Origin of the sequence: Nocardia farcinica, assembly GCF_029867845.1 — a bacterium.
In the GTDB taxonomy this organism is placed as follows: domain Bacteria; phylum Actinomycetota; class Actinomycetes; order Mycobacteriales; family Mycobacteriaceae; genus Nocardia; species Nocardia farcinica_A.
On sequence record NZ_JARWRU010000204.1, the window covers coordinates 1 to 1655 of the forward strand.

Sequence of the window (1655 nt, forward strand, 5' to 3'; positions counted from 1 at the left end):
CGCGGGGCCCGTGGGGCGGCCGGGTCGGGCGGCGGGCGCCGCCGGTCCCAGGGCTGAGCCGGCCGCGGCCGAGCGAATCGCTGAGAGATCCGGTCCCCGACGCGGTGCGCGCCGGGGACCGGTTCGTTTCCGGCCGGGCACGGTCACTGCCGAGCTCGATCCGCGCGACACGCCCGACGACAGCGACACGCCGTCAACGGCTGCTCCGCTGGTCAGGGCAGGTTATCGGCACGCAATCGCGTTTCAGATCTTCCGCTCCCCGAACCGGGGACTCTCACACAGCTCCGCGACCACACGCAGGTCGGCGACGAACGCCTCGTAGGCGGGCCCGCGGTCGGGGGCACGCAGCACCGAGGACGGGTGCACGGTGGCGACCACCGCGAAGTCCGGCTGCTCGAGCACCGCGCCGCGTTGTTCGGTGACCTTGACCGACGGGCCGAGAATCGCCTTGGCCGCGACGGCGCCGAGGCACACCACCACAGCGGGCCGCACCACCCGCAGCTCCTGCTCCAGCCACGGCGCGCAGGCCACGATCTCGGTGCGGCCCGGCTGCTTGTGGATTCGCCGTGCACCGCGTTCGGTGAACTTGAAGTGCTTGACCGCGTTCGTCAGATAGACCTCCGCGCGCGCGATGCCCGCCTCGGTCAGCGCGCGGTCGAGCAGGCCACCCGCCGGACCGACGAACGGGTGGCCTGCTCTGTCCTCCCGGTCACCCGGCTGTTCGCCGATCATCACGATGCGCGCCCCGGCGGGCCCCTCGCCGAAGACGGTCTGCGTGGCGTCCCGGTACAGAGCACAGCCGTGGCACTCCTCGGCAGCGACGGCGAGCGCGCGCAGGGTGGGCCTGCCCGAGGGGAGATAGTCGGTAGCGGTCATCGGCGCTCTCCTTCACCGTCGGTTCCGCGGACTTCGCCCGCCGCGGCCCGCCCGGCCGGGCCGTCACGACCGCCTTACCCGCCGCGCCGGATCCAACCCGCCGTTTCACCCACCGACCTGCGGGTATCCGGCCGTCCACATCGATCGCAGCACCCGGACGGCGAGCAAAAGGGAGCATTCCGCATGACAACCATCTGGTCGGCCGCCGACGACACCGACACCCGGCCCGCGCTCCCGCCCGATCACCGCCACGACATCGTGGTGGTCGGCGCGGGCCTGACCGGGCTCGTCACCGCCCTGCTGCTGGCCGAGGCGGGCCGGGACGTGGCCGTGCTGGAGGGCAGGCGGATCGGGGACGGCACCACCGGGCTGACCACCGGCAAGGTGAGCCTGCTGCAGAGCACCCGCGCCGGCCGCATCGCCGAGCGCTGCTCGCTCGGCGCGCTGCGCACCTATCTCGAGGCCAACCGGGCGGGGCAGCGCTGGCTGCTCGACTTCTGCGCCACGCACGGGGTCGACGTGCAACATCGGGACGCGATCACCTACGCCCAGACCCCGGCGGCGGGCGAGGACGTCCGCGCCGAGTTCGAGCTGACCCGCGCGGCGGGCCTGCCCACCGAGTACGTGCCCGCACTGGACACCCCGTTCCCCTTCCACGGCGGGGTGCGGCTGGCCGATCAGGCGCAGCTGGACCCGAGGGCGCTGCTGCGCGCCCTCGCCGCCGCCCTCCACACGCGCGGCGTGCCGGTCTACGAGTTAAACAAGGCTGTCTCATATAA

General features: G+C 73.2%; 2 protein-coding genes. One reads left to right on the plus strand and one right to left on the minus strand.

Features of this window, described 5'->3' with window-relative positions; genetic code table 11:
* Positions 1–243 precede the first annotated feature (243 nt).
* Positions 244–876, minus strand: coding sequence for a UdgX family uracil-DNA binding protein (locus QH283_RS04150; protein WP_280501689.1), 633 nt, complete (start codon positions 874–876; stop codon positions 244–246).
* Positions 877–1059: 183 nt separating this feature from the next.
* Here QH283_RS04150 and QH283_RS04155 point away from each other — a divergent pair.
* The coding region (locus tag QH283_RS04155; RefSeq protein ID WP_280501690.1) for an NAD(P)/FAD-dependent oxidoreductase at positions 1060–1655 on the plus strand (596 nt) is incomplete at its 3' end.

Bases quoted from the DNA above. Each gene is read 5' to 3' on its own strand.
- QH283_RS04150 (WP_280501689.1), bottom strand. From the start codon at position 876: ATGACCGCTACCGACTATCTCCCCTCGGGCAGGCCCACCCTGCGCGCG.